Annotated in this window: 24 protein-coding genes and 5 pseudogenes; 26 read left to right on the top strand and 3 right to left on the bottom strand. The window is 44.6% G+C overall.

The annotated features are described in order from the left end of the window. Nucleotides 1-373 precede the first annotated feature (373 nt). The 7 genes from ulaG to LBPC_RS13875 all read left to right on the top strand — a co-directional run bounded on the left by ulaG (nt 374) and on the right by LBPC_RS13875 (nt 6,530). Nucleotides 374-1,444 carry an L-ascorbate 6-phosphate lactonase gene (ulaG, locus tag LBPC_RS13905; protein WP_003571790.1) on the top strand — a complete coding sequence of 357 codons (1,071 nt, stop codon included), beginning with the start codon at nt 374-376 and terminating at the stop codon, nt 1,442-1,444. A 137-nt stretch (nt 1,445-1,581) separates the two neighbouring features. Further along, a complete protein-coding gene (locus tag LBPC_RS13900; protein WP_003568036.1) occupies nt 1,582-2,040 on the top strand; it encodes a PTS sugar transporter subunit IIA in 459 nt (152 codons plus the stop codon). A gap of 19 nt (nt 2,041-2,059) precedes the next feature. Further along, nucleotides 2,060-3,580: a PTS ascorbate transporter subunit IIC gene (locus LBPC_RS13895; RefSeq protein ID WP_003568034.1), complete on the top strand. Its 1,521-nt coding sequence runs from the start codon at nt 2,060-2,062 to the stop codon at nt 3,578-3,580. A gap of 30 nt (nt 3,581-3,610) precedes the next feature. Further along, nucleotides 3,611-3,904, top strand: a complete 294-nt coding sequence (locus LBPC_RS13890) for a PTS sugar transporter subunit IIB (protein ID WP_003568032.1) — start codon at nt 3,611-3,613, stop codon at nt 3,902-3,904. A 116-nt stretch (nt 3,905-4,020) separates the two neighbouring features. Continuing rightward, nucleotides 4,021-4,662, top strand: a complete 642-nt coding sequence (locus tag LBPC_RS13885; RefSeq protein ID WP_003568031.1) for a 3-keto-L-gulonate-6-phosphate decarboxylase UlaD — start codon at nt 4,021-4,023, stop codon at nt 4,660-4,662. Nucleotides 4,663-4,691: 29 nt separating this feature from the next. Next, entirely contained in the window at nt 4,692-5,471 is a 780-nt protein-coding gene (locus tag LBPC_RS13880; protein ID WP_003568030.1) for a DeoR/GlpR family DNA-binding transcription regulator, read from the top strand. Between the two features lie 189 nt (nt 5,472-5,660). Then, on the top strand, nt 5,661-6,530 hold the full coding sequence (locus tag LBPC_RS13875) for an L-ribulose-5-phosphate 3-epimerase (protein ID WP_003662486.1): 870 nt from the start codon (nt 5,661-5,663) through the stop codon (nt 6,528-6,530). 93 nt (nt 6,531-6,623) lie between these two features. Here LBPC_RS13875 and LBPC_RS13870 read toward each other — a convergent pair whose 3' ends face one another. Further along, complete coding sequence (locus tag LBPC_RS13870) at nt 6,624-7,445, bottom strand: Cof-type HAD-IIB family hydrolase (protein WP_003568028.1); 822 nt, start codon at nt 7,443-7,445, stop codon at nt 6,624-6,626. Between the two features lie 199 nt (nt 7,446-7,644). On the opposite strand from LBPC_RS13870, the gene LBPC_RS13865 reads away from it, so the two are divergent. The 16 genes and pseudogenes from LBPC_RS13865 to LBPC_RS13790 all read left to right on the top strand — a co-directional run. Then, the gene (locus tag LBPC_RS13865) at nt 7,645-8,373 is read left to right on the top strand and encodes an L-ribulose-5-phosphate 4-epimerase (protein ID WP_003568027.1); all 729 of its coding nucleotides are present in this window, start codon (nt 7,645-7,647) and stop codon (nt 8,371-8,373) included. 252 nt (nt 8,374-8,625) lie between these two features. Continuing rightward, nucleotides 8,626-9,426 (top strand): SDR family oxidoreductase, encoded by an 801-nt coding sequence (locus tag LBPC_RS13860; RefSeq protein WP_032781153.1) that lies wholly within the window; start codon nt 8,626-8,628, stop codon nt 9,424-9,426. 26 nt (nt 9,427-9,452) lie between these two features. Beyond that, nucleotides 9,453-11,321, top strand: a pseudogene (locus LBPC_RS16670) (BglG family transcription antiterminator). Next, a complete protein-coding gene (locus LBPC_RS13850; protein WP_003662491.1) occupies nt 11,322-11,831 on the top strand; it encodes a transcriptional regulator GutM in 510 nt (169 codons plus the stop codon). 17 nt (nt 11,832-11,848) lie between these two features. Continuing rightward, complete coding sequence (gene srlA / locus LBPC_RS13845; RefSeq protein WP_003568023.1) at nt 11,849-12,418, top strand: PTS glucitol/sorbitol transporter subunit IIC; 570 nt, start codon at nt 11,849-11,851, stop codon at nt 12,416-12,418. 141 nt (nt 12,419-12,559) lie between these two features. Continuing rightward, nucleotides 12,560-13,678: a PTS glucitol/sorbitol transporter subunit IIB gene (srlE, locus tag LBPC_RS13840; protein WP_003662492.1), complete on the top strand. Its 1,119-nt coding sequence runs from the start codon at nt 12,560-12,562 to the stop codon at nt 13,676-13,678. A 26-nt stretch (nt 13,679-13,704) separates the two neighbouring features. Beyond that, a complete protein-coding gene (locus LBPC_RS13835; protein WP_016376134.1) occupies nt 13,705-14,085 on the top strand; it encodes a PTS glucitol/sorbitol transporter subunit IIA in 381 nt (126 codons plus the stop codon). Nucleotides 14,086-14,213: 128 nt separating this feature from the next. After that, entirely contained in the window at nt 14,214-14,885 is a 672-nt protein-coding gene (locus tag LBPC_RS13830; protein ID WP_003662499.1) for a transaldolase family protein, read from the top strand. 522 nt (nt 14,886-15,407) lie between these two features. Beyond that, nucleotides 15,408-17,279, top strand: coding sequence for a BglG family transcription antiterminator (locus LBPC_RS13825; protein WP_003662501.1), 1,872 nt, complete (start codon nt 15,408-15,410; stop codon nt 17,277-17,279). Continuing rightward, the gene (locus LBPC_RS13820) at nt 17,254-17,610 is read left to right on the top strand and encodes a transcriptional regulator (RefSeq protein WP_003662503.1); all 357 of its coding nucleotides are present in this window, start codon (nt 17,254-17,256) and stop codon (nt 17,608-17,610) included. The genes LBPC_RS13825 and LBPC_RS13820 overlap by 26 nt, the downstream gene beginning before the upstream one ends. A gap of 179 nt (nt 17,611-17,789) precedes the next feature. Beyond that, entirely contained in the window at nt 17,790-18,149 is a 360-nt protein-coding gene (locus tag LBPC_RS13815) for an SFCGS family glycine-rich protein (RefSeq protein ID WP_003576723.1), read from the top strand. 12 nt (nt 18,150-18,161) lie between these two features. Further along, nucleotides 18,162-18,356 (top strand): annotated as a pseudogene (locus LBPC_RS13810) (DUF4312 family protein); the annotation flags it as partial. Between the two features lie 82 nt (nt 18,357-18,438). Then, complete coding sequence (locus LBPC_RS17325) at nt 18,439-18,690, top strand: IS3 family transposase (protein WP_002816285.1); 252 nt, start codon at nt 18,439-18,441, stop codon at nt 18,688-18,690. 5 nt (nt 18,691-18,695) lie between these two features. Beyond that, a complete protein-coding gene (locus LBPC_RS17320) occupies nt 18,696-19,619 on the top strand; it encodes an IS3 family transposase (RefSeq protein WP_338131916.1) in 924 nt (307 codons plus the stop codon). Between the two features lie 90 nt (nt 19,620-19,709). Next, a pseudogene (locus tag LBPC_RS13795) lies at nt 19,710-20,114 on the top strand (class II aldolase/adducin family protein); the annotation flags it as partial. A 389-nt stretch (nt 20,115-20,503) separates the two neighbouring features. Further along, nucleotides 20,504-21,394 (top strand): annotated as a pseudogene (locus tag LBPC_RS13790) (ElyC/SanA/YdcF family protein); the annotation flags it as partial. Between the two features lie 10 nt (nt 21,395-21,404). On the opposite strand, the gene LBPC_RS13785 reads toward LBPC_RS13790, so the two are convergent. Together LBPC_RS13785 and LBPC_RS13775 are read right to left on the bottom strand one after the other, a co-directional pair. Beyond that, nucleotides 21,405-22,403 carry an IS30 family transposase gene (locus tag LBPC_RS13785; RefSeq protein ID WP_016377049.1) on the bottom strand — a complete coding sequence of 333 codons (999 nt, stop codon included), beginning with the start codon at nt 22,401-22,403 and terminating at the stop codon, nt 21,405-21,407. 263 nt (nt 22,404-22,666) lie between these two features. Then, on the bottom strand, nt 22,667-23,587 hold the full coding sequence (locus LBPC_RS13775; RefSeq protein WP_003574021.1) for an IS30 family transposase: 921 nt from the start codon (nt 23,585-23,587) through the stop codon (nt 22,667-22,669). A 109-nt stretch (nt 23,588-23,696) separates the two neighbouring features. Here LBPC_RS13775 and LBPC_RS16655 point away from each other — a divergent pair. From LBPC_RS16655 to LBPC_RS17470, 3 genes and pseudogenes are all read left to right on the top strand, one after another. After that, a pseudogene (locus LBPC_RS16655) lies at nt 23,697-25,481 on the top strand (cell surface protein); the annotation flags it as partial. A gap of 154 nt (nt 25,482-25,635) precedes the next feature. Beyond that, complete coding sequence (locus tag LBPC_RS13765) at nt 25,636-26,556, top strand: IS30 family transposase (protein WP_003574021.1); 921 nt, start codon at nt 25,636-25,638, stop codon at nt 26,554-26,556. Between the two features lie 106 nt (nt 26,557-26,662). Next, nucleotides 26,663-26,851: a hypothetical protein gene (locus LBPC_RS17470; RefSeq protein ID WP_003662509.1), complete on the top strand. Its 189-nt coding sequence runs from the start codon at nt 26,663-26,665 to the stop codon at nt 26,849-26,851. Nucleotides 26,852-26,918: the final 67 nt, after the last annotated feature.

Genomic DNA, 26,918 nt, shown 5'->3' with positions numbered 1-26,918 from the left:
TCAATCGAGAGATTAACTAAGGTGGCCGTTTTTGGCTGCTCACTTGTATGTATCTTCTAAAATCCGCATTCAAAGTTTAACATTAAATAGACAATGCAGAAGTATTAGCTGAAATAAGATTCAAGAAGAACTAATTACTTGTATTCAAGTATTCTTTTAATTAACCGAAGAAATTGTAAGTTTTATGATTGTCATCTGAATTTTTAGACGATTTAGTTCATAAAAATGGAACCTTTAAACTTGCGAGAGCGCATATAAAGTTCATAAAATGGCGTATAATACCCAAACAGTTCATATACCGGTATTGTAAGCGCATTCAAGTTCATCTACCATGTTAATTGAAAGCAGAAACAAAGCCTAAGGAGGAAATATCATGGCAGACAAAAATATCAATAACATCACTCGGGAAAAATGGATTCTTAGCACATTCCCAGAGTGGGGGACTTGGTTGAACGAGGAGATTGCTGACAAAAAGGTGAAACCTGGCACATTTTCAATGTGGTGGTTGGGTTGTACCGGTATTTGGTTGAAGACGGCTGAAGATACCAACATTTTGGTTGATATGTGGTGCGGCACTGGTAAGCAATCACATGGGAATGGCATGATGCGTAAGGGTCATCAGATGATGCGGATGAGTGGTGTGCAGAAGATGCAACCGAATCTGCGCAATCAACCGTTTGTGATTGATCCATTTGCCATTAAAGATGTTGATGCTTTGTTTGTGAGTCATATTCATAGTGATCATTTGGATGTGAATACGGCGGCTGCTGTTAATAAGAATTGTCCGGATGCGAAGTTCTATGGCCCAGAAAAGGTTTGTGAGATTTGGCAAGGCTGGGGTGTTCCGGCAGAAAAGACGGTTGTTGTTAAACCTGGCGATGTGGTTACTATCGGCAAGACAAAGGTCAAAGTACTTGAAGGATTTGATCGGACAGCTTTAATCACCGAAGACGATCCTAATGTGAAGTTGGCAGGCAAGATGCCGCAAGATATGAACAAGATTGCGGTTAACTATCTGTTTGAAACCACCGGCGGCAATCTTTATCATGCTGCTGACTCTCATTACTCCAATCTATTTGCTAAGCATGGTAATGAAAATAAGATTGACGTTGCATTGGGTGCTTATGGTGAAAACCCACGCGGTATCACGGACAAGGTAACTTCCATCGATATTTTGCGCATGGCTGAATCTTTGAACACCAAAGTCATTATTCCTGTTCATTATGATATCTGGACCAACTTTATGGCTGACCCTAAGGAAATTGAAGCGCTCTGGCAAATGCGCAAGGATCGTTTGCAATACAAGTTTAAGCCTTTCATTTGGCAAGTTGGCGGTGAATTCACCTTCCCAGATGACAAAGACCGGATGGAATTCATGTATGATCGCGGTTTCCACGATGCTTTCTCAATTCCAAACGACACACCGTTCCCTGCATTCCTATAGAGAGCGTGAGCAGGAGCGCTTAGAAACCGGAGCATAAGCGGCCTCAGGCGTGATGGCCGGGCTTTGGCCATTGCGACTGAGGTCCTTATGTGGAGGTTTCTGCGACTGCGAACGCGTTTAAGAGAGGTGAATCAACTATGTTACTGAAAGACTTTTTGGAGAAAGATCTCGTTGATATTCGACCAGAACCTGCTAAGGATTGGCGTGACGCCTTGCAACAAGCCGCGGGAAAGCTGATCGAACACAAGTATATCCTGCCGGGGTATATTAACGAAATTATTGCTAACGTTGAGAAGAACGGGCCATACATCGTGATCGTGCCTGGCGTGGCCATGCCGCATGCGATGGCTGAAAGTGAGAATGTTTTGGGGACGGCGATCGGGTTTGCAAAATTCCCTGAGCCTGTCATTTTCGATTCAGACGACCCTGATAAGCAGGCACAGCTGTTCTTTACCTTAGCTGCAAAAGATCCGAAGCAACACTTGCAAAACATTGGCGACCTTTCCGACATGTTAATGACGGAAGGTCTGATCGATAAACTGTTGGCCGTCAATAGTGTTGATGATTTTAAAGCACTCATCGATGCGGGGAGTTGAAGGGGAAAGGTAAGAAATCATGCAGCAAATTCTAGATTTTCTAGTTAAAATATGGGACTACTTTGCGTCGAATATTCTGACGCAACCAGCCTACATGATTGGGTTTATCGTTTTACTCGGATATATTTTGGAACGCAAGCCATTATATGAATCAATCGCTGGGTTTCTAAAGGCGGTTATTGGCTACATGATCTTGATGGTTGGGTCTGGCGGCTTGGTTAACAGCTTCCGACCGATCCTGACCGGCTTGAAAGATCGCTTTAATTTAACCGCTACCGTTATTGATCCGTATTTTGGGCAAAACGCGGTTACTGAAGGTTTGGAAAAGACGTTTGGTCGAACATTCGGCGATGTCATGCTGTTGCTGCTGTTCGCGTTCGTCTTCAACATTTTGCTAGTTCGATTCCAGAAATGGACGAAGTTGCGGGCAGTCTTTACAACTGGTAATGTCCAAGTGCAACAAGCTGCAACGGCTTTCTGGATTCTACTTTTCTGTTTCCCGAAGATGGGTCGGATTGAAGTGCTGCTGGTCATGGGTGTTGTTTTAGGCCTGTACTGGGCAGTCGGTTCAAACATGACCGTTCGTTACACGCAGGATTTGACCGATGGCGGCGGGTTTGCCGTTGCCCATCAACAAATGTTTGGGATTGCCTTTGTTTCTTGGCTGGCTGACAAGTTTAAGGCTCGTGAAGTAAAAGCGAAGAAAAAGGCACGTCGTCTTGAGGATATTGAATTGCCTGGTTTCCTCAAGATCTTTAACGAAAACATGGTTGCGACCGGCATTCTGATGCTGTTCTTCTTCGGCATCATCATGTTAATTCTTGGCAAGCCATACTTCGTTGGGGTTTTCGCAGCAACAAAAGGCGCCTCAGGTTTAGCACCAAATGCTAGTTTCCTGTTCTATATTATGACCACTTCCCTTGGGTTCGCGGTTAACTTGACCATCCTGCAACTTGGGGTACGAACCTTCGTTGGGGAACTGACTGAAAGTTTTACCGGGATTTCCGATCGTCTGCTGCCAGGTTCCGTACCTGGTATCGATGTGGCCGCAACCTTCGCATTTGGCGAACCAAACGCGGTTACCATCGGCTTCCTGTTTGGTGCATTAGGTCAGTTCCTAGCCATTGGTGCTTTACTGATTTTCCATTCACCAACTATCATTATCGCTGGGTTTATCCCATTGTTCTTTGATAATGCCGCATTCGGGGTCTTCGCAAACCGGCGAGCTGGTGCTAAAGCAGCCATGATCTTACCGTTCTTCAGTGGTTTGATTCAAGTGTTCGGCGCAGCATTGATTTCAACTTGGATTGGTTTGTCGAAGTTTGGCGGCTATCTGGGGATGTTCGACTGGGACACTGTATGGCCATTCTTCACCGTCTTGATGAAGATTCTCGGCATCGCTGGCATCGTGGTTGTTGTTCTGATCCTTGTCTTGATCCCACAACTCGAATATCGTCACGATCCGAAGAACTACTTCTTGATGGTAACGGATTACGAGCAATATAAAGAAAATATGGCAAAGAAAAAAGCTACTAAATAAGGGCTTTGACTTACAAGGAGGAAATTTCCCATGAAGATCTTAGTATCGTGTGCAAATGGTTCAGGTACCAGTTTAATGATGATGCGCAGTGTTCAAAAAGCATTTAAACGGTTGAATATTCCGATTACGCAAATTGAGCATACCAACTTGGCAGAAGGCAAGAGTACGGCTAAACAATACGACATGGTGTTCACAACAACCAACTTTGTCGACATGTTCAAAGACGCTCAGAGTAAAGGCGTGCAAGTAATTGGCGTCAAGAACGTTATGAGTGATAAAGAAGTAGAACAGCATGTTCGTGAAGATACGGATCTTGTGAAATAAAGCGAGTCATTAAGCAGATCGGACGCCGGCACGGGCCGGTCTGCTTTTGACGTTAAGGAAAGGCGTGCGACACATGACCAGATCGTGTGATTGTCGCACAATAGGAGGGAAACATTTTGGCTAAACCAAATTTGCAAGTGGCATTGGATAATAATACGTTGGAAAGTGCTTTGGCAGATGTTCGCGCAGTTGGGAACATTGTCGATATTGTTGAAGCCGGGACGATCTTGATTTTGCAGGAAGGCACGATTGCCGTTCGCGCATTGCGAGCCCTTTTTCCTGATAAAATCGTGATTGCGGATACGAAATGTGCTGATGCAGGGACAACCGTTGCTCGTAACATGGGCGATGCTGGTGCAGACTGGATGACTTGTATCTGTGCGGCAACGATTCCGACCATTCAAGCAGCTCAAAAAGAAGTTAAAGAGATCCAAATTGAATTGTATGGTAATTGGACCAAAGAAGATGCCCAGTCGTGGCTGGATATTGGTGTGACGCAGGCGATTTATCATCAGAGTCGTGATGCTTTGCTTTCCGGTGGCTCATGGGGCGAGAAGGATTTAGCTAAGGTTAAGATGCTGGTTGATATGGGCTTCCGAGTTTCCGTGACTGGCGGTTTGAGTGTGGATACCTTGAAACTGTTTGAAGGCGTGAACGTTTATACCTTCATCGCTGGTCGGGCAATCACGCAGGCACCAGATCCTGCAAAAGCAGCAACGGATTTCCAAAACGAAATCATCCGCATCTGGGGCAAGTAAGCAAGCAGGCAATTCGTTGCTGAGAGGTGATGACAGTGAAAAATTCAATGGCCAATGTGCAGGCACGCCGGGAAAAGATCTTGTCAGCGGTGGATCAGTCTGAGCCAGTTGCTGTTGAGGGCTTGGCCCAACGATTCAATGTTTCGATCACGACGCTTCGCCGTGACTTGAAAGCTTTGTCAGACATGGGACAGGTGAAGTGGCACCATGGTTTGGTTGAAAGAACCAATGTGGTGACCGCCAGTAATCACGGCTCGCGTTCAGGCATCGAATTAATTAAAGATACGATTGCGGCGGCGGTTCCAGCTTATATTGTTAAAAATAGTACGCTTTTCGTCAACTCCAGCTCATTGTGTTGGCGGGCAATTAATCAGTTAGCGATCATGCCGCTGACGATTATCACAAACAATATCAAGGCAACCGAGTGCGTGCGCCATCCAGAAACCTCCATCATCCTGACCGGCGGCGAAATTCGCTATCCAAAAGAGTCGTTGGTCGGCACAGTTGCGATGCAGATTCTGGAAACGATGCAGTCAGATTATACGTTGATTGGCTGTGACGGCATTAGCGTCGCGGGTGGCGTGACAACCCAAAATATTTACGAAGCGCAGATCAACAGCACGATGATCTCCAGAACCAAGCAAAAAGTGATCTGCGTGGCCGATTATCGAAAAGTTGGCGTCACAAGCAATTACCATGTCGCAGATTTAACCGGCGTTGATATTTTGATCACAGATAACTTTGCGAATGAAAAGGTCGTCCGCGACTTGCGCCGGCAAGGTATTGATGTGATTCAGGTATCGAATTAAACGTGATATAGGACAGTAAGCAAGCTGGCGGTGACCATTAGCTTAGCCGGTGTCCAGCCTGAAAAAGGGTTGGAGCGCGGGCTTGCTAAGGCCACCGTCTTTTTAATAGCAATTGTGTATTTATGAAAGCGAATACAAAACGCGTGCGCAGGTTTCTGGGGCAGCAAACGCGTTTAAGGAGGCACAACATTGAATTCACTAGGAATCTACGAAAAGGCACTCCCAAAAACTGATTCATGGAAGCAGAGGTTGCAACAGGCTCACGATTTAGGATTCAACTTTTTGGAATTGTCGATTGATGAAAGCGATGAACGCTTAGCCCGACTTGATTGGACGAAAGCACAGCGAGCAGAAGTACGGGATGCAAGTTGGCAAACCGGTGTGAGACTGCACACCTTAATGCTCAGTGGCCATCGTCGCTACCCACTTGGCTCGGCTGATCCGGCAATTCGAGAAAAAAGCCTTGAAATGCTTTATAAGGCAATCGATTTAGCCGGTGATCTCGGCATTCGTAACATTCAGCTTGCTGGCTATGATGTTTATTACGAACCAAAGACGGTGACCTCGCGAGAATACTTCATTGAGAACTTAAAACGCGGCGTCGCTTATGCTGCAGCTAAAGAAGTCATGCTTGATATTGAAACAATGGATGATCCTTTCCTAAACGCCTTGACCAAAATTAAGGACATCAAAACGCAAATTCGCAGTCCGTGGTTGCAGGCATACCCAGACGTCGGCAATCTGACTGCTTGGCCGGAAAACAATGTCGGTCAAGAGTTAGAACGAGGCATTGATAATATTGTTTCGGTTCATTTAAAAGATACCTTGCCAGTCACCGCCGAAAGTAAAGGTCAGTTCCGAGATGTACCGTTTGGCGATGGCACCGTTGATTTCGAAGGCTGCCTGCGTACTTTAAAGCGCCTTAATTATGGCGGGGCCTTCACTATTGAGATGTGGACGGAAAAGGCCGATGATCCGCTGGCAGAAGTGAAAAAGGCGAAACAGTTTTTTGATGATCTTTTTGAACGGGTTGGATTGGAGCAGGAACCGGTAGTTTAGTAGTCGTGTAAAGCTATTGATCACAACAGGCGAACGGATGAAAAAACGCCGCCCACGAAAAAAGCCGCCTCATGGAAGGTGGCTTTAGACGAGTTATGGGTGGATCGCAGTTGGACTGATCTGGAAGTAATCAATCAAGAATTTCGCAACGCCATCTTCATCATTGGATTGCGTCGTAATATCAGCGATTTTCTTGATTTCAGGAATCGCGTTACCCATGGCGATGCCAATACCAGCGTAGTCAAGCATATCTTGATCGTTTTCTTCATCGCCAAATGCGGCTAATTGCTCGCGCGGAATGCGATAAAAGTTGAGGGCTGCTTTCAAACCGTTCTTCTTATTCACATTAGGCGGCATGATTTCCAGTAAGGTACGTCGTGATCTTGTCACCGTGACGCCCTCAAGTGATTGCGCAGCTTCTGAAGCCGCATCAACCATTTCTGGATCGCCAGCGATGACCACTTTAAAAATCGATAATTTGGCTGGCACCTTAGCAAATGTCGTATCGGTAAATGGCATTTGTTTAGGAATCATGGACTCATAGCTGGATTTGCCAAATTCAGTTAACGAATACACCTGATCTTCAGCAACCACATCTAAGTGGAAACCTTTTTCCTTAACGAGATCATAAACTGGCTGGATTTGTGATTTAGTCAGCGTTGAAGATTTGATGACGGTGTGATCCCGTACTAATCGGACTAAGCCGCCGTTGAAACAAATGCAGACATCATCATTTTTAGTTAAATGAAGCTGATCCAAAAATGGCTTCAAAGTGGCAAATGGCCGACCAGAACAGAGAATGACACGTATACCTTTGCGGCTAAGATAGCGGAGCACATCTTGATTCGTGACACTAATTTCTTTTTGACTATTAAGTAACGTGTTATCCATATCAAGGGCAATAGCTTTAAGCATGGGTAAACTTCCTTTCTAACTTCACGTGGTTACAACCCATTATATCAGAGTTGGCGGCGTTAAAAGCGTTTTCAGGTCATTGTGTACATTAAGTTTTAAATTTGGGTTTATTGATATAGACCATTTATCGGGAAAACAACGCAGTCAGTCAGTGATTGACAAATAACGATATTCAATAAATGAACAGGAGTGAACTTTCATGCTTGAACAATTAAAACAAGAAGTCTACGAAGCAAATATGCAGTTGCCAAAATTAGATCTGGTTACTTTTACTTGGGGCAATGTTTCCGGCATTGATCGGGAAAAGGGATTGTTCGTCATTAAACCATCTGGCGTTGATTACGAAGACTTAACGCCGGATGACATGGTTGTCGTCAACCTGCAAGGCGAAGTTGTAGAAGGGCAACTGAACCCTTCAAGCGACACGCCGACACACACCGTCCTCTATAATGAGTTCCCTGACATCGGTGGGATTGTCCATACCCATTCACCATGGGCAGTTGCGTTCGCTTCGGCACACATGGATATCCCCAACCTGAATACAACCGCCGCTGACACGTTTTATGGGGATGTGCCCATCTCCGAAGCGTTGACGCAACAAGAAATTGAAGATGCTTACGAGGAAAACACGGGTAAAGTCATCGTCAAAACCTTCAAAGATCGCGGTATTGATCACAACGCAGTTCCTGCAGTTCTGGTCAGCCAACATGGTCCATTCAGCTGGGGAGCGACCCCAGCTAAGGCGGTTTATAACGCCAAAGTCTTGGAAGTTGTCGCAGAAATGGATTATCACGCATTAACCTTGACGCATCAAGATGTGCATTTGCCACAGTATTTGTTGGACAAGCATTATTATCGAAAACATGGTAAGGATGCTTATTATGGGCAGGATAATGCTAAGTCGGTGGGGCATGCGGCTAAGGCGTGATATTAAAAGCAAGCCGAGATCCCTGTTTTCAAAAATAAGAGCTGGTTAAGTGGTCAAGCACCGCTAACCGGCTCTTTTTACATGATCCTTCACTAGTTTCACCTTCAAGTGATAGTTGACTATTTAACGATATCCAGTTGTTTTCGTTAACCATCGTGCACGTTTTTTCCCCGACGTCGGAAAATGACTGTCTTAAGTCTTTCTCTCGTAAACGCTACCATAGAACAGAAAGATGAAAGGGAGAGATTGAATATGTCTGATTGGTTAGGTTTAGATAGCAAGACAATTGTTGTAACTGGAGGTTCATCAGGAATTGGCGCTGCGATCGTCAAGGAATTGATTAATAATGGCGCTACGGTTGTTAACGGCGATCTCAAGGAAGGCGACTTTAAGGACCCTAACTTGAAGTATGTGCATACTGATGTGACTGATCCTGACGAAGTTGAAAATCTTGCCGCCACCGCCGAGAAGATCAATGGAGAAATCTGGGGCGTCGTGAATAATGCAGGTATCAACAAGCCGCGGGTATTGGTTGATCCTAAAGATCCACATGGTAAATATGAATTGGACGTTAAGATATTTGAACAAATCTTCAGTGTTAACGTTAAAAGTGTCTTCTTGGTTTCACAAGCAGTCGTTCGTCGGATGGTCAAACAGGGACATGGGGTTGTCGTCAATATGTCTTCTGAGGCTGGCCTTGAAGGTTCTGTTGGTCAGAGTGTTTATTCAGCAAGTAAAGGCGCCATCAACGGGTTCACCCGTTCTTGGGCTAAAGAGTTAGGCAAGTACAATATCCGGGTTGTGGGGGTCGCACCTGGCATCATGGAAGCAACAGGCTTACGGACACCGAGTTATGAAGAAGCTTTGGCTTATACGCGTGATACCACCGTTGATGCAATCCGTGCCGGCTACAGTTCAACGTCTACTACACCATTAGGCCGTAGTGGCAAATTGAGTGAAGTGGGTGATTTGGTCAACTACTTCTTGTCCAATCGTGCTAGTTATATTACAGGTGTGACAACCAATGTTGCGGAGGGTAAGTCCAGAGGTTAATTCATAAGCTTGGGGAGGTAACCTGATTGAATAGTTTGGATTATCGACTTCTACGCTATCTCCTAGCAAATGGCACATCTGATTTAGACGAGTTGGCCGAAAGCGAAAACGTTTCAACGCGTACGATGCAGAAGTACATTCATGAGCTAGGGGAATCACTTGGGGATGCTGCAGAAATTCGCATTAATAAAAATGGGTACTTCTTGCACATCTTGGATTATCGCCAATTTGCTTTAATTCAATCAGGTGTCTTCAAACAAAATATTGATAATAACGACAAGCAGAAGCGGCAGGCGGAAATTCTTTTTCGTCTTATCAAAGAACGGCAATTCATTCCTATGGATGAAATCGCTGATCAATTGACGGTCAGTCGCGGCACTTTATTAAAAGATTTAGAAGCTTGTCGCGCTTGGTTGAAAAATTATGATCTCCAAATTGAAGGGGCGACAAGTCGCGGGGTTAAGTTACAAGTGGGGTCAACTGTTGACTTAACCATGTTGATTTACAATCACCTCTTTGATTATGTGCAGTCGCGAATTTTTACGGATAAAACTTTGGTTGCATCAGTCGTCAGTCGGCTGAACTCAGCCAAGATAAAGACGAGCACAACACAAATTTTTGAGAAGATCATGCAAATCATCGTCTTCCTGAAAAAGCATCATTATGTATTCAGTGGTATTAGTCCGTATTATACGAACTTGATGGACGATTCACCACTTTTCATTAACATTGTTGGTGATATTGAAGATCGCTGCCATGTGTCATTTAGCCAAGAAGAATATGATTTCCTTGCCTTTCCCTTCAACTTGTATGCGAACAAGTTATTGTCACCAGCTAAGTTGAAGGTAAAGGTTCACGAAAATAAAGCAATGTTCGACCAAATTGCCAGTGAAGTTCGAGCTTTGGTTGATGCCAAGATTGACTATGACCAATTTTATGAGACGACTAAGTATCATTTAATTTTCTTGATTAATCGCGGTATTTTCCACATTTCTCCGTCTGATTATTTGACGGACAAAATGTTACAACGATTTCAACCAGCTGCCGATATGGCGATCTTGATGATTGACAAGTTGGAAGAAAAAATGGGGATTCATATTGCGGATGTTGAGATCAATTATCTGACGGTTTACTTCGAAATGGCGTTGCAGCATGCCGATGTCAATGTACCAGATCAACCACGAGTTGGTTTTTATTCAAACATGGGGCAAAGCGTGCTGCAGTATTTGTAAAATCAGCTTAACACGATGTTCGAGTCGCAGGTGACAATCACTGCTTATCAGGATGAGGAAGATATTCTAAAACATCAAGATGAGTTGATCATGGTTTTCACAGATCGGCCGTTGGCTCATAAATTGCGAATTCCGGTCGTCATGATTGGTGATATCTTCCGGGATCGCGTACTTGAAACCAAAGTGCGAGTTTCAGCGGTTCAACACGAAATTGATGCTGGCAGAATCATCTGGCGCCCACAGGTTTTCGAGAATCAACCGAGCATGTCGTATGAGGCAGTTTTACGAGCAGCACTCAAGCCAGATAGTGATGCAGGTTTGGTTGACCCGGGATTTATTGACCGATTGATTAAGCACGAATCGACCACCAAGTTTGTGCTCGATAACGGTGTCGCGATCCCTCATGCTATTGCGGATATTGACGAGAATCGCTTGTTCCTGCATCTAAGTGTACTGAAACATGCCATTCCAGTTGGTGGCAAAGCAGTTAGTTATATTTTTGTTATTGGGATTCCACGTGTTTTAGGGAAAAAAGCCTTGGAGGATTTATCGATGCTCTATGATCTGCTGTTTTTACTAGCAGTGAATGAAGCGGCGATGAATAATCTGCGCAAGATTTCAGGCAGTCAAGATCCCTTAACCGTTGTCACGGAGGGACTTTAAATGAACGTTTTGATACTTGGTATCTTTATTGCAGCGGCGTTTTTACTGCAGGCACTAATGGGCTATTTTCAGATTCGTAATTTTGCTCACAATTATCACGAGGTACGGCAAGATGGTCGGGTGCTGATCGGGAAAAATCCTCGGCGTTTTCGCCAAGGCAGTTTGATGTTGATCGGTTTAGACCAAGATGATCGTATTCAAGAAATTCGGGTGATGAAGGGCCTCACGGTTTTCAGCCGATTCCGAGACGTAAATCAATTTGGCGGTGAACTGGTCGCTGAAGTTGGCGCTGATTACACAGCACTGCAGAAGCTGAGTCGAACAGAACGCGAATGTTTTCTGAATGCGTATCGCAATTATGTGAACTATAAAACGAATAATCTCAGTTTTGAAGACTTTGATACAAGTCGTGTCAGCATGTTTTCACTGCCGATCTTTAATGAGATCGGCAGTGAAATGAAAGCGATTCCGCAGATGCTAACCAATGTCTTTAAGAAGAATACAATTTAAATTTAGGAGATGAGACCATGCAATATGTTTCTGATTTTGCAGCCGGCTTCATGAAGCTGTTCCAAACAGGTGGCAAGACATTCATTAGCTGGATGACCAGCATTGTACCAGTTGTCTTGCTATTGTTGGTATTGATGAACACGATTATTGCTTTTATTGGGGAAGAACGGATCGAACGGTTTGCCCAGAAAGCGAGCCGAAATGTATTGATGCGTTATCTGGTATTGCCATTCTTAGCAGCATTCATGTTAGGTAATCCAATGTGCTTCACGCTTGCCCGCTTCTTGCCGGAATACTACAAGCCAAGCTACTATGCTGCACAAGCACAGTTCTGCCACACCAGCAATGGCGTGTTCCCGCATATTAATCCAGGTGAATTGTTCGTCTGGTTGGGCATTGCCCAAGGCGTCCAAAAACTTGGGTTAAATCAAATGGACCTCGCAATTCGCTACATGTTAGTCGGGATTGTGATGAACTTTATCGGCGGTTGGGTCACCGACTTCACAACCGCATATGTATCCAAGCAAACTGGCATTACGCTCAGCAAGACAGTTGATCTATCAGCGCGTAATGGTCAAGAAGCTTAGAGTGTGAACCAGCCCGTTTAGAAACCGAAGCATAAGTGGGCTTGGGCGTGATGGTCGGGCTTTGACCATTGCGACCAAGGTCCTTATGCGCAGGTTTCTGGGCTGGTGAACACGTTTCAAACCAAGGAGGGTTAAACTATCATGGCTGATCAAAAATGGCATAGTATTCAAGTTGTGAAAGGTTCAGGCGGCTATGGCGGCCCCTTGACCATTACACCTACAGAACAAAAGCATAAGTTTATCTACGTGACTGGCGGCAATCGACCTGCCATCGTTGACAAGATTGTTGAGTTAACTGGGATGGAAGCAGTCGACGGTTTCAAGACATCTATCCCTGAAGACGAGACGGCAGTTGCGATCATTGACTGTGGCGGCACACTACGTTGCGGAATTTATCCGAAGAAAAACATTCTGACGATTAACGTTTTACCAACTGGGAAGTCTGGTCCGCTGGCAAAATATATTGTGCCTAAGTTGTATGTTTCAAATGTTGATGTGAATCAGATTACAGCCTTACCTGATGATGCAGTGCCAGATCAATCATTAAATGGGGTACCTTTTGACCAACGTGGCGAAGCTGGCAAACAGCATGCTGCATTGGCAGCATCGGCAGCTTCTCAAACGACGGCGATTGAAACACAGACCACCACAGCTAAAGATCAAGAGGCAGCTGACGCTCGCGAAGCAAAGTTCGATACGAACAAAACGATCACGGCGCAGATGAAGAAGCCCAATTTCATTGCGCGTATCGGGATTGGCGCTGGGAAAGTGATTGCTACTTTTAACCAGGCGGCTAAAGATTCCGTTCAGACGATGCTGAATACCGTTATTCCATTCATGGCCTTTGTTGCCTTACTGATTGGTATTATTCAAGGCTCTGGCTTAGGTAGCTGGTTCGCCAAGCTCATGACGCCACTTGCTGGTAATGTCTTTGGACTCATCGTCATCGGCTTTATCTGTTCCCTACCATTCCTTTCACCAATCCTTGGCCCCGGGGCTGTTATTGCTCAGGTTATTGGGACGTTGATCGGGGTTGAAATCGGTCGTGGTAACATCCAGCCACAATATGCATTGCCTGCATTGTTTGCGATTAATACGCAAAACGCGGCTGACTTCATTCCTGTTGGTTTAGGACTTGAAGAAGCTGATTCCAAGACGGTTGAAGTCGGCGTTGTCTCTGTCTTGTATTCCCGTTTTCTAAACGGGGTACCACGTGTTGTTGTTGCTTGGTTAGCAAGTTTTGGCTTGTACGCGAAATAAGTTAGTTTATTGGAGAGGTGAGTAAGGTGTCGTCATTAGCAGAAACAGTAAAATACGAGACAAAAATTCTTGAAGTTGGTTCGGAAGCACGGGGGTTCAAGGATATCAATATGGCCATTCTTTTTGGAGATGAAGCCCCTGATGCATTACGATCGTCTTGCTTCATTATTAATGTCAATAAAATTTTGGAACCAATCGAAGTCGGAGATGTGATGACGTTCGACGATCAATCTTATAAGATCACGGCGGTTGGCAATGAGGTGAACACCAATCTGGGCAACCTTGGTCATACAGCGATTGTTTTCGATGGTTCGACAACACCTGAGCTCGCAGGATCGCTTTATTTGAAAGAAAAGACGTATCCAGAATTAGATGTCGGGACTACAATTAAAATAATAAGAGCGTGAACCGGCGCGGTAAGAAACCGGAGCATAAGTGGCCTTGGCCGCGATGACCGCCCTTTGATCATTGCGACCAAGGTTCTTATGTGCAGGTTTCATCGCCATTGAACGCTTTTAATTAGGGGGAATAATCCATGTTTATTGATACAGCGAACCTCGATCAAGTCAAAGAAATGTTGAGTTTTAATCAGTTCGAAGGGGTTACCACCAATCCCAAGCTGTTGCTGAAGGAAGGCCATCCACGCTTCGAACAATTAGGTAAGATTCGCGACTTGAAGCCAGGCGTTTTGTTCGTGCAATTGGTTGGCGATACTGAGGAAGAATTGTTAGCTGACTATCACGAATTACGCAAGCGCTTTCCGGATAATGATGACACGCGCATGGCCTTTAAGATTCCATTATTTGAACCAGGCTATCGGGCAGTATCAGCGATTCGCGCTGAAAAGCCCGATGAGTGTCTGCTAGGCACGGCCGTTTATTCCGTTCGCCAGGGCTTCATGGCCTGCGTCGTTGACTGTGATTACATTGCCCCTTACGTCAATCGTATGGAGCAGTTGGACATTGACCCATACAGCGTGATCGCCGAGACACATTCATTCTACAAGAGTACTGACACACACATTAGAATCATGGGCGCGAGCTTCAAGACCGCTTCACAAGTGATGGCTGCCATCAAAGCTGGGGCAGAAAATGTCACCATCAGTTACGACATTTTCCAACAGCTCATGACCAATGCAGCAGCTAATGATGCGATTCGCGTCTTCAATGAAGAAGGCCATCAGCTGGATAAAACGGCTGGGATTTGATCACTGATCGGATGAACAAAATCGTGATGGGATAGGTGCGAATTTAATTTCAAAAAAGCCATGAAGTGCCGAGCTTGACTCGGGGTTTCATGGCTTTTTGTGTCTCGCACGACTTGATCTATCGGAGGCAGCAAACGAACTTTCATTCAAAACAGCCTATTTTTGCAGCAGATTACCAGCAAAAAAAATAGGCGTTATTTTTAAAAATAAGAAACGGATTTTTGCACGAATGACTGATGCAAAGTGTGAAATGTCTAAATTGACGTTTTTTTGAAATTTAAGGAATGATACAACTTATAAATGCTGTTATGTACATAAATAAACGCGCCATATAAGCACTTCAATCATCGGCTTCCTGAATAGCTTAACACAACATTGTTGACAATCGGAACAGACCAATTATCTTTTTGTTTACAATATCACATATCATTGCACGATTAATCGTGCAAACATTGCCTGTTGTTTCGCCTTAGAAAGCGCTTTACAGTAGAATTAGAAATTGAGTGTGGGGGGTGATGTGAGATGTCATTAAGTAACCGACAGCGGCAGATTGTTTTGCAGCTGATTAGTGCTGAAGGGGCGGTGACAGCTAAGCAGTTGGCTGAGTCAGTTGCAGTCAGTGTTCGGACAGTGAAGTACGACTTAACAGATATTCGAGATTGGCTGGCGGCGAAAGATTCAGTTTTGAAAAGTGCACCGCGCAAAGGAATCTGGATCGAGGCTAGTGAAGCTGCACGAACGGCTTTGCGGGAGAAAATCGATGATCAGTTAGCTGATAACTATTTAGCCCCGAATGAACGAATTCTCCGCATGATCTTGATTCTTTCACAAACCGGCGATTACACCACCCAACAGCAGTTGCAGGCGCGGGTGAATGTGAGTCAGACAACGGTGAACAATGATCTGAAGAAACTCGCGGTTTACTTGGAGCAATTCAACGTCAAGCTGATCAGCAAAAACTATTATGGCTATAAGCTGAATGGTACCGAGTTGGCTATCCGCCGTTTGCTGGAACAGCTCATCACCCAGCAGTTGAATCGTAAAACGCTCATGGCCGAGCTGGTTGACAGCTTGAACACTAAAACCGAATCGAAAAGAGCTTTAGTTTTGACCGGTGAAGCAACTTTTGATCACGCGTTCAATACCATCTTGAAAGAAGCCATTCGTCTAGGTAAACAGGAAGGCGACATGCCTGATCCTAGTACACTGATTGCCACGATCATTCGGTTGACCATCGGCGTGATTCGCCAAGGGTTTAATCAACTAGTCAACAGCTATCATCGGGTTGAACAGTCCCAAACGGATCAGCAGTATTCGGACAAACTGATCATGAGGACGTTGACTTTTTACAACTTGCCAGCGCTCACGGACGATTACGACTATTATCTCGGTCAAAGCGTTAACGAAAAAGTGGCTCCGCAAGATCATAACTTGGTCGCGATGACACATCGCATCATCTTGGCGGTTGGGGCATTGGTTGATCATGATTTTAGTCACGACAGTCAGCTGCAGGAAAATCTGTACTTGCATCTTAGTCAGTCCTTGGGTAAGAAAAGTCAGCTGCTTGAGTACAGCCCGTTTACGCAAGATATTAAGCAAGAGTATCCGGCCTTGTTTGAAGCAATTGAAAAAACCGTCAATAAAGAGTTGGCAGGTGATCAGGCAGTTTTAAGTGAGGCGTTTGTTTCCTTCATTGCCTTGCATTTCATGGTGTCGCTCAATCGCGATAGCCAGATGCGCACGGTTCGGGTCGCATACGTTTGTGCAACTGGCATTGGAATCACCAATCTGATTCAGCAGCGCATTGCTTCAGCGATTCCAAACATCGAACTGGTTGGCTTTGCTTCCATTGATGACGCGCGGGCGTTGATTGCGCGCGAACATCCTGAGTTGGTCATCAGTGTGTTTCCGCTCAAGAATTTGGAGGTTCAGGTGATTGAAGTGCGACCGTTGCCGAATGCCGCTGACATCGCTGCGATTCGAGGAGCGGTTGCTAAAAAATTACAAGTACCGCTTGCCCAGATTAAGTCACAGCAGCCAGTAGTGCCGATTAGACCGAAGCCCAATCTTGAACAACAGACGCAGCAGACGATTTTGACTATGTTCAGTATCTATTCGGAACTCAAGCAGCAATTGCCAACAACAATTGATCCATATTACGGCGATGCGTTCATGATGCACGTTTTCCTCGCGGTCCAACGCATTATGTTTGATAAGCAGTATCAGGGAAAACCAAATCAGGATGATCCTAAGCTGGTGGGGACAGTTGAGCATGTCTTTTCGGATCACGGCCTTGCCATCAATCGTGCAGAAGTGCATGCGATCCTAGAGTATTTGAGCTTAAGTCATGAAGTATCACAGGAAGGGGATGATACCACTGGACGCGAACGTTGAATTACCCACAGAAGTCAAAGCGATGATCGAACAAAGCAGTGATGTCCAAGCAACAACAGCGCTTGTCAATTATGTCATCAAACTAGCCGCTGCGGCGGAGATTCATTTTACTGATCTTCAGCTGCAAGTACTCACGAATCATCTCATTGAAATGCTAGGCCGATCGAAGTCAGGCGAGCAATTGCCAGCGGTTGATCCGACAATGTTCGCTGAAGTTTCGCAAAAGTCGTTGGATTTGGCTGATCAAGTTGTGCAGCATATCGGGCATTTGGAAGTCGCAGAGAAGTATGTTTTATCGATTCATTTTGAAGCGGCGCAGGATAAGATTTAAAAAATTGTTGTAGAAGGTCACTTACTTTGAATAAACAAACGCGCTCGCAGTCGCAACTCGGCTATGTCAAGGACAGTTACGTCAGATGGCCCAAAGATCGGACCATTTGACGTAACTGCCACTTCGCTACGCCGAGCCAAGCGTTCCTGCTCGTGCGCTCATAATAGGAGGATTTCACCATGGTTAAAGTTGTTATTGCAGATCGGATGGGTAAGGGTCAGAACGTTGCGAAAGGCGTTGAAGCGGCTGGTGGTACAGCGGTTGTTGTGCCAGGCATGGGTGCAGATATGCGCTTGGGTCAAGTGATGGATAAAGAAAAAGCCGATATGGGGATTAGCTTCTGCGGTTCAGGCGGTGCTGGTGCAATCACAGCGCACACCCAGTTTGGCTGGCCAGAACGTCATGGTATGCGTTCCGTTCAAGAAGGAATTACCGCGATTGAAGACGGCAATAAAGTGCTTGGTTTCGGCTTTATGGATCAAGAAGCTTTAGGTACAGCCCTTGTCGAGGCGTGGAACAAGAAATATCCAGAAGCTTAAGGAGTGATTCAGATGACGGTCGTGAATGAAACCAAACGTCAGGTTCTCACAGTATCTGGTAAAGGCGAGACCAAGCAACAAGCTTTCGCTGCTGCCTTCAGCGACATTCAAAAGCAGCTGATCGATAATGGCGATGAAGCTATTTTACGGATCGTCCCAGAAAAGGTTGAGCCGCTGAAGTTGATCAAATCCAGTTACACAGAAAAGTTGGATGTAAGCTGATTCCTGAGACAACTTTTAAGAGAGGGTATAATGAATAAATCGTCTCTCAAAAGGAAGGAATTTTTACATGCCAACTCGTTACGACAAAGAATTCAAACAAAACATTATCAACCTATATAAGCAAGGCGAATCAGCTGCTCAACTGGCCAGAGAATATGGCATTGGCTATTCAACAGTTCATAAGTGGATCCAGGGCCAGGCCAAAACTCAATCCGGTAAATCGCCAGACGAAATCAAAGCGATGGAAAAGCGACTGGCTTCGCTGTCTGAGGAGAACGAAATCCTAAAAAAAGCCCTGGGCTTCCTTGCGCAGAAGTAACCAATATCTTTGATTACATTCACCAAGAAAGCCATCACCACCAGGTAACCAAGATGTGCCGAATCCTCGGTGTTTCCAGAGCTCAGTATTATCGTTATCGATCCCCCAAAACTTCAAAACGCCGGGCCGAAGATGCGGACTTGAAACAACGGATTCTGCGGATCTTTGCGGAATTTAAGCAGCGATACGGTGTTATGAAGATCCACCATGAATTGAATCTGGAACTTCAACCACTGCAGCTTCGGTGCAGTCCACGACGGATTTCCCGGCTCATGAAGGAACTGGATATCCACTCCGTTACCGTCAATAAGTGGAAAGCGGCTTCGGCTTCCAAAACCAAGGTTGAACAGCGTCCCAACTTGCTTAAGCAGGATTTCTCGACCACTGGTTTAAATCAAAAATGGACCGCTGATATGACCTATATTCAAACGAAGCGTAATGGCTGGTGTTACTTATCAACCATCATGGACCTGCACTCACGACGGATTATCGGCTATTCGTTCTCAAAAAAGATGGATACTGATTTAGTCTTAAAGACCCTTGAAAGCGCGGTTAAAAATCGAACCATTACTGGGGACCTGATTATCCATACGGATTTAGGATCACAGTATACCAGCGATAATTACAATCAACGTTTAACTGAACTACATATCCGCACTCATACAGCCGTAAGGGTTGTCCGTATGATAATGCGCCAATGGAATCCTTTCACGCTTCCCTCAAAAAGGAATGTGTTTATCCAGTGCCGGTCTTTGAAGATTATGAAACTGCCGCTTCCGTCCTTTTTGAATATGTGCATGCTTTCTACAATAGGAAGAGAATTCATAGTTCACTGGGCTACCAGACCCCCTTACAAGTTGAAATTGCAACACTTACGAGCCAAATGGCCGCCTGATTTAATGCTTTCCAGGGTTCAAATAAGTTATTAATCGCGATTAATGATTTATTTGAGCTGTGGAAGGTAAACGCGGTCCTGAATGTCTCTTAAAATCTGTCTCAAATATTGACTTCAATCCACTAATAGCAAAATTAGATGTGTCTATCACTCACATGCGGAAGAATCAATGTTCTGGGCAACAAGCGGGCTTGATATGCCAAATGTGACTGAGGTAACAGAGGAAGTAGGGCCTATTCGGGTATTGCCTTACGCACCTGCTACTACAAAAGAACTGGCTGATATAGTTTATAAAGGGTTGAAAGAAGTTGGTGAGGCGGCTAAAGAGCATATATTCCTGTTAAATAGTCATGGTGTTCTGATTACCTCCGAGACCCTTCATCATGCAACGGAGATTCTTGAAACTATTGAGTGGAATGCAAAAATTGCATATCAGCAAACAATTTTTATCAAACTAGGACTGCTTGATGGTTACCAGTCATGTGGAAAGGCAACTGATGGCATGGTAAAGGAGAGTTTGCATGTATAACGCATGTATTTTGCCAGTTTGAAAAGGTACTATGCTGTTGAACCCTTATGAAAAAATTGGGTCTGAGAGTATTCTATAACTAGAGTCAGTCGAGCTTCATACGTTTGCTATAAGAGCAGCCATTTTCTATTATTGAAAACGGCTGCTCTTTATTGTGATAGACCATTTCTGATAGTAGTCGACTTAATAATTATCATAAGTTATCGTTTCGAAAAACATTTTAATTATCATAAATGAAAATAATCAATTTTCAATAATTTATAATTAAGTGGGTTCACAAATAATATGAAATCGGTTACAATTTCAAGTGAATCCATATAATACAAGGGGGACTTAGAGTGAGAAAAATCTGGATAGGTGCAGCTTCAATACTACTGTCGGTGGCGTTAGTGAACCCAGTCAATAGTCAAGCAATCACGATGACTAAGAAGCAGGCCCAAGAGGTTACTGAAACGGTTCAAAAGACAATGCCAACAGAACAGCGTGTCAGCGATTTAGAGGATGCGGCTATTTACTACTATTGGAATGGTGGCCAACTCAAGAAGAACGAGAAGAAGGTTTTTAAGGGCGTCACTATCAAGAGTAATTTCGATGTCATTGAGCAGTTGTTCAAAGAAGCAATCAAAATTGATCCGCAGAATCTGAATTTACAAATGGATCTAGCCTCTACTTATCGGATGCAAAATAATAATGCGGCTGCGGCAAAGATGTGGCAGAACATTTTGAAGAAAGACCATACGAACTTTGACGCACGGCTTAAACTTGCTGCTTTTAGTAAGGTGACAGGTGACACAGCGACATATGACGATAACATTGCCAAACTGCAGGCACAGAATGCAGAGAAGACCGCGACTTTCACGAAGGCATTTAGCCAAATTGATGATATTGGCAAGTTGGACATTCAGACCAAGATACCAAATGACTTGCCTAAAGATAGCCATCACTACTTCGTTGTTCTCGGTTATGCTTTAAGTCCAAATGGTAAGATGCAACCAACGATGAAAAAGCGACTTGAAATTGCTTTGAAAGCAGCTAAGAAGTATTCCAAGTCAAAGATTTTAGTTGCTGGCGGCGTTCCGGAGAATAAGTTGACTGAAGCAACGGTTATGCAGAAATGGCTGGTTGCGCATGGCATCGCCAAAAAGCGAATCGAATTAGAGGATTTGTCAACGAATACCGTTGAAAATGCCCTGTTTTCAGTGCGCGAACTAGTTGATAGAGGGGCAACAAGTGCGACACTCATTACGAGTGCCACCCATATGCGCCGGGCATTTTTACTGTGACGAATTGTCAACTCAAGTGCAACTTTTTACCCATGAAGACTTCTGATGGCGTCTTCCAGCCTAAGACCTTGCGTGGTCGATTATTCAGTTGTTCAATGTAAGTCTCAATTTCCTGGTCGCTCTGAAGGTCTAGGTCTGTGTTCTTGGGAAAGTATTCTCTAATCAGTCCGTTGGTGTTTTCGTTAGTTCCTCGTTGTTGAGGCGCGTGTGGGTCAGGAAAGAAGACCTTTGTATTCAGACGTTCTGCCAGCTCCCTGTACCGGGCAAACTCCCTTCCACGGTCAGGAGTCACTGTTCTTACTCGGTTAGCTGGTAAGGCACCAAGCAGCTCAATCATGACGTCTCTAACAGTGTCAGCTTTTGCATTGGCCGTTCGCTTCGAAAGCAGATAGCGTGATTTACGGTCAACTAATGTTACTAATGCAGAGTGTCCTGTTTTACCGCGTACTGTATCGCCTTCCCAGTGACCAAACCAGCTGCGATTTTCTGCCGACCGGGGTCGGTCGTGAATTGATGGCACGTCATTGAAGCGCCCCCGGCGTTCATTTATGGTGCCTTTGATTTTGCGCGTCTTGCCTCGGTGTCGAAGCAGCCTTGGTAGCCCGCGAGCACCATGGCTCTTCAATGGAACACCGAGATTATCTAGGTAGATACCTCTGTAGATAGTCGAATAGCTGATGCGAATAGGACTGCCTTCTAGTGACAAGCGACCGGCAATCTGCTCAGGCGACCAATGTAGCACCGTGATATATCGAATGACAGCGTCACGAGTCCCCGGTCGATCGAGGATCCGAGGACGCCTGCTAGCCAAGCGAACCCGCCGGTAGCGGTCCTGAGCGGTGGCTGCCGAATAGTTCCGCCAGCCGCCGTTACGTGCAATTTCACGGCTGACTGTACTCTTGGAACGACCTATCTCTTTGGCGATGGTATCAAGAGTTTTGCCTGTAGAGATACCAAGCAGTATCGATTCACGGTCTTTTAAGGTAAGATGGGTGTACGGACTCATAGTCGAGTTCTCCTTGTAGTTGGTCTTGTGGTGATTCCATTTTACAAGGACTCAGGCTATGAGTCTTTTCTATTTGACTAATTTGTTGCACTTGAATTGTAAATCCGTCGTGACAAAAAATGGGTACAAGCCATTAGCCATCAATCAATTAAGTTCTAAAAAGATCTCAGTCACCCAAAAAGATTTGCAAAGTTCAATTGCGCAACAACTGCAAAATACCATTGACACTAAAGGTAATTCAAACCTAGATTGCAATAATAAAGTTACCACCTAGAAAGAGGCTTGCTCACTGCTTGAACTGGGGTTTGCCAACGGAGACATTTTCTAGGTTTGTTATTGATAAGCGCTGTGGCTTGTTGAATATCGGTCTCTGAAACCTGATCAAACTGTGTTCCCTTCGGGAAATAGTAGCGAAGTTCTCGATTGAACCGTTCATTTGTGCCCCGTTCATTCGGGTGATAGGCGTGGCAAAAGTAAACCGGTATCCGATAGCGCTTTGTAAGCGCCTGATCGCAGGAAAACTCTTTACCGTGATCAACCGTCACTGATCGAACCGGACCCGGAAAGTCCACCATCAGTCTTGCAAATCCCTTGAGAACAGCATTTTGTGATAAGTTTTCAAGCTTAGTTGTCGCCATTAAACGTGTCACCCGATCGACAATGGTCAAAACAGCAGCCTTTGACCCGCGACCACCGCGAACTGTATCCATCTCTAAATGTCCTTTTTCGGTTCGCCGATTAGCTGACTCACTGCGAATCTCAATTGAGGTGCCTACTGCTTGGTTATAGCGCGACCGAAGGTCTTGTCTTCTTTTATGACGTTTACCGTGATCAAAGAGTTGGCTTGGCTGAAAATCGACTTGTCTTTGATAAATCCAGTGGTAAATCGTGTGTGGCGCACAGTGAACGGCATAACCGACCATTTCAGGGGACCAACCTAGGTTTAGCTTCTCAGTTACCATCCGCTTCAACTTAGGCGTTAAAATCGAGTGCCGACCACAACGATGCCGACAAGTATCGGCATGATCCTGAGCTATAATGGCGCAGTAATCACCTTCAGGGCAACGGTGAAGCTCATGCCTAATAGAAATACGAGAGCGGCCTAAGGTCGCGGCGATGTATTGAATCGTGTGGTGTTGCATCAGTTCTATCTGAGATCGTTCAATTAAGGTTATAATGGCCATGGGACCTGTCCTTCTCTCTAGATGGTATGTTATGCAAACACCATTTTAGCAAGAACGGACAGGTCTTTTTTCACATTTTCTGGGTGGTAACTTTAATTATGCAATCTAGGCAAACATCACCATTGAAAAATTTTCGGAGTATCCTGATGTGGATACTGCAGGTGAAAAGACGGCTAAAGTGCTTGTGTCACAAACCTTATCGAGTGGCAAAAAAGTCAGTTATCCTTATAAAGTGCCAGTAACCGTGATCGCCAAGCCGGGCAAACTTAAAACACAGGAAGCTTTTTATAAACTTGGTGAAAAGTGGAACACAGAAAATCGTTCAAGGATGATGGTGTCGGCGACAGACACTGATGGCAGTGATGTGCCATACAGTGACGGCAGAGTCGGGTCTAGCAACCCTGATGAAGTTAAAAAAGCGCTCAAAGATGACCGAATAGATAAGCTCTTTAAAGCATCCGTTGAACTCGTTTTTTCGTCCATGGGCGGAACAGTCACTTCTATTAGTCCAGTTGAAGCAGAGTATGGGAATGCCATTGTCTTACGAGGATATGAATATGGCCCTCGTGATTCAGCTGGTGTGTTCGCTTTGATTGAGGAAAATGGTAACCCGAAAATTATCGCGACTTCGGGGAAGTCGACCGATAACGAAGCCATTCATTCTTCGTTTCCCGGAAAGTTTTATGTTGAGACTGCTTTGTATAACATGAATCAGCATACCGAGTTAGCACTTGATAAAAGTACGCCAACGATGGTCATTAAAGCGAACGGCGATGATAAGAAGCAAGACTTTTTGAATCGTTGGGGCGCTTCTCGTACGCTGTCCGTTAATTACGGCGATGTTTTTAAGGCCAAAGAAGCAGAAGGGAAAATTGGCTATACACAAGATTCCACGTATACTTCCTTAAACCGCTATCAGCAACCTAAAGAAATCTTTTTCGAAGTTACAAAAAATGGCTATCGACCTTTGCAAATTAACCAACTGACTTTTAAAGGGTTGGTCGTCCCACCAGCTGTTAAAAAAGAAGCGATTGAAAAGGAAGTTAAAACTGCTATTGATAAAAACAAGCAAGCAACGGTGACATTCGAAAAGATAACTGACTATCCGGACACTACTCACGATGGGTTTCAAGATGTAAAGGTGCAAGTGTCTGAAAAGCTTGCTTCAGGGAATAAGGTGTTCTTCACATACACAATTCCAGTTGTCGTCAAAGATACAGACGATCAATCGGATGATCAATTTATTCTCACGGCAAAAAACATAACCGCTTATTCTAATCAACTAGCTAATAAAACATCCGATCAGTTGGCGGCGTTTATTTTGAAGCAAAGTCAAGCTCAGGCTTGGGAAAAGAATAAGCAGACCCCCTCCGAGAAAATCAAGGTGATCACAACGAACCTAAAGCCTGAATTTGGTACTTATCAGGCAACATTAGCGATTGGTAAGCTTCGAAAAGAGATTTCAATCAATGTCTTAGCATCAAACAATATGATCGATTTGACGATTCCGAAAAGTCTCGCCTTTGGTTCGACTGATGTTGATCAAGGTCAGATTGTCTCACCCAACTATGAGATCAAGAATCGTTCAAAGACAAAAGTCAAAGTGGTTTTGCAACAAGTTAAGACCACAACCAAATCATCGATTAAGTTAGTGCATGTTAATGATCCTGATCCAGTAAACGCCTCAGAAAGTGCCAGATTATTTTTGAAAGGCAACGAAAAATTTGCCGCAAATAAAATTCCGCTTGATGATTCAACAGCGAATCAAGAGCTAGGAACATTAGATGATCAGGCTAAGACCAGTGTGTCGTTGTCGGGCCAATATTTCGGTGATTATTCGAGTCGGCAAAATCTGGCCATGGATTTAACCTTTAAGTTTGAGGTATTACATTAATCAGCAAAACGGAACGAAATCATTCACTCTAGGATTTAAAGAATCCTAGATTGCATAATTAAAGTTACCACCCAGAAAATGTGAAAAAAGACCTGTCCGTTCTTGCTAAAATGGTGTTTGCATAACATACCATCTAGAGAGAAGGACAGGTCCCATGGCCATTATAACCTTAATTGAACGATCTCAGATAGAACTGATGCAACACCACACGATTCAATACATCGCCGCGACCTTAGGCCGCTCTCGTATTTCTATTAGGCATGAGCTTCACCGTTGCCCTGAAGGTGATTACTGCGCCATTATAGCTCAGGATCATGCCGATACTTGTCGGCATCGTTGTGGTCGGCACTCGATTTTAACGCCTAAGTTGAAGCGGATGGTAACTGAGAAGCTAAACCTAGGTTGGTCCCCTGAAATGGTCGGTTATGCCGTTCACTGTGCGCCACACACGATTTACCACTGGATTTATCAAAGACAAGTCGATTTTCAGCCAAGCCAACTCTTTGATCACGGTAAACGTCATAAAAGAAGACAAGACCTTCGGTCGCGCTATAACCAAGCAGTAGGCACCTCAATTGAGATTCGCAGTGAGTCAGCTAATCGGCGAACCGAAAAAGGACATTTAGAGATGGATACAGTTCGCGGTGGTCGCGGGTCAAAGGCTGCTGTTTTGACCATTGTCGATCGGGTGACACGTTTAATGGCGACAACTAAGCTTGAAAACTTATCACAAAATGCTGTTCTCAAGGGATTTGCAAGACTGATGGTGGACTTTCCGGGTCCGGTTCGATCAGTGACGGTTGATCACGGTAAAGAGTTTTCCTGCGATCAGGCGCTTACAAAGCGCTATCGGATACCGGTTTACTTTTGCCACGCCTATCACCCGAATGAACGGGGCACAAATGAACGGTTCAATCGAGAACTTCGCTACTATTTCCCGAAGGGAACACAGTTTGATCAGGTTTCAGAGACCGATATTCAACAAGCCACAGCGCTTATCAATAACAAACCTAGAAAATGTCTCCGTTGGCAAACCCCAGTTCAAGCAGTGAGCAAGCCTCTTTCTAGGTGGTAACTTTATTATTGCAATCTAGGGAATGAACGCTATGAAGACTTTGCCAATTTAGCCGACCTTTTCAAGGATTTGCATCCTGATCGTTAAATATACTGCCTACTTTTACGTGGCAGGCTGGCTGCATGAAGATTTTCGTGCAGCTTTTTTGATTCGTTTGGTGAAATTCAAAAAGTGGATTAATAAATTCTGTCGGGAAAATAATTTATTTTATTTTTGCAAGCATCACGTCAATATTAAAACGATTGCTGGTGTATACCAAAAGTTCACGATGATTGCGCTTCCAATTATGCGATGATAAGCTCTCTGAGATTAGATGTTGGCTATTTTAGGCAGTTGAACGATTTAGCGGCTGTAGCTGAACG

The organism is Lacticaseibacillus paracasei subsp. paracasei, from assembly GCF_000829035.1.
Classification (GTDB): domain Bacteria; phylum Bacillota; class Bacilli; order Lactobacillales; family Lactobacillaceae; genus Lacticaseibacillus; species Lacticaseibacillus paracasei.
This window is presented reverse-complemented; position numbering and strand designations above follow the sequence as displayed.

Excerpts from the sequence above, each read along its gene's own strand:
- ulaG (WP_003571790.1), top strand. The coding sequence starts at position 374 with ATGGCAGACAAAAATATCAATAACATCACTCGGGAAAAATGGATTCTT.
- LBPC_RS13900 (WP_003568036.1), top strand. The coding sequence starts at position 1,582 with ATGTTACTGAAAGACTTTTTGGAGAAAGATCTCGTTGATATTCGACCA.
- LBPC_RS13895 (WP_003568034.1), top strand. The coding sequence starts at position 2,060 with ATGCAGCAAATTCTAGATTTTCTAGTTAAAATATGGGACTACTTTGCG.
- LBPC_RS13890 (WP_003568032.1), top strand. The coding sequence starts at position 3,611 with ATGAAGATCTTAGTATCGTGTGCAAATGGTTCAGGTACCAGTTTAATG.
- LBPC_RS13880 (WP_003568030.1), top strand. The coding sequence starts at position 4,692 with ATGACAGTGAAAAATTCAATGGCCAATGTGCAGGCACGCCGGGAAAAG.
- LBPC_RS13870 (WP_003568028.1), bottom strand. The coding sequence starts at position 7,445 with ATGCTTAAAGCTATTGCCCTTGATATGGATAACACGTTACTTAATAGT.
- LBPC_RS13865 (WP_003568027.1), top strand. The coding sequence starts at position 7,645 with ATGCTTGAACAATTAAAACAAGAAGTCTACGAAGCAAATATGCAGTTG.
- LBPC_RS13860 (WP_032781153.1), top strand. The coding sequence starts at position 8,626 with ATGTCTGATTGGTTAGGTTTAGATAGCAAGACAATTGTTGTAACTGGA.
- LBPC_RS13850 (WP_003662491.1), top strand. The coding sequence starts at position 11,322 with ATGAACGTTTTGATACTTGGTATCTTTATTGCAGCGGCGTTTTTACTG.
- srlA (WP_003568023.1), top strand. The coding sequence starts at position 11,849 with ATGCAATATGTTTCTGATTTTGCAGCCGGCTTCATGAAGCTGTTCCAA.
- srlE (WP_003662492.1), top strand. The coding sequence starts at position 12,560 with ATGGCTGATCAAAAATGGCATAGTATTCAAGTTGTGAAAGGTTCAGGC.
- LBPC_RS13830 (WP_003662499.1), top strand. The coding sequence starts at position 14,214 with ATGTTTATTGATACAGCGAACCTCGATCAAGTCAAAGAAATGTTGAGT.
- LBPC_RS13825 (WP_003662501.1), top strand. The coding sequence starts at position 15,408 with ATGTCATTAAGTAACCGACAGCGGCAGATTGTTTTGCAGCTGATTAGT.
- LBPC_RS13820 (WP_003662503.1), top strand. The coding sequence starts at position 17,254 with ATGATACCACTGGACGCGAACGTTGAATTACCCACAGAAGTCAAAGCG.
- LBPC_RS13815 (WP_003576723.1), top strand. The coding sequence starts at position 17,790 with ATGGTTAAAGTTGTTATTGCAGATCGGATGGGTAAGGGTCAGAACGTT.
- LBPC_RS17325 (WP_002816285.1), top strand. The coding sequence starts at position 18,439 with ATGCCAACTCGTTACGACAAAGAATTCAAACAAAACATTATCAACCTA.
- LBPC_RS13785 (WP_016377049.1), bottom strand. The coding sequence starts at position 22,403 with ATGAGTCCGTACACCCATCTTACCTTAAAAGACCGTGAATCGATACTG.
- LBPC_RS13775 (WP_003574021.1), bottom strand. The coding sequence starts at position 23,587 with ATGGCCATTATAACCTTAATTGAACGATCTCAGATAGAACTGATGCAA.
- LBPC_RS13765 (WP_003574021.1), top strand. The coding sequence starts at position 25,636 with ATGGCCATTATAACCTTAATTGAACGATCTCAGATAGAACTGATGCAA.